Origin of the sequence: Paraburkholderia ginsengiterrae, from assembly GCF_001645125.1 — a bacterium.
Classification (GTDB): domain Bacteria; phylum Pseudomonadota; class Gammaproteobacteria; order Burkholderiales; family Burkholderiaceae; genus Paraburkholderia; species Paraburkholderia ginsengiterrae.
In genome coordinates this window covers 1-506 of the sequence record NZ_LXKA01000126.1, presented here as the reverse complement: position 1 = coordinate 506, position 506 = coordinate 1, and the positions used below count along the sequence as shown (strand labels likewise).

1 pseudogene is annotated in these 506 nt (G+C 70.6%); it reads left to right on the top strand.

The window, feature by feature from the left end:
- Positions 1 to 237, top strand: a pseudogene (locus A6V37_RS42175) (UbiH/UbiF/VisC/COQ6 family ubiquinone biosynthesis hydroxylase); the annotation flags it as partial.
- Between the last annotated feature and the right edge of the window lie 269 nt (positions 238 to 506).

The following is a 506-nucleotide window of genomic DNA, read 5'->3' as shown; positions in this document are numbered from 1 at the left end:
GTCTGGTGCTGCGCGCCCGAGGAAGCCGCGCGCCGCGCGCAACTGTCCGACGACGCGTTCCTGCGACAACTCCACCCCCCGTTCGGCCACCGCATGGGCCGCTTCACGCAAATCGTCCGACGTGCGTCGTTCCCGCTGGGGTTGAACACGCTCGATACCCTCGTGAACGGCCCCGTGGTTGCGATCTGCAATGCGGCCCAAACGCCGCATCCCGCCGCCGGCCTATGCCTGAACCTCCGTCCCCCCCACCCCTACCCCCCCGCGCCCCCCACCTACTCTCCCTCGTTCCCGGCGACCCTCCGCCGCCCCACTCGCCCGCCCTGGCCCAACGACCACCGCCCCCCCCCTTCCCTCCCTCTCTCTCCGTCTCACCCCCCTGCCTCACCCTGCTCCACCACGCCGCCCCCTGCGATGTGCTCTACCGCGCCCTCCTTCACATCCCCCCACTACACCCTCTCTTCGCTGCGCTAGTCGCCTGACCCCGTACTCCTCACCTCTCTCGCTCT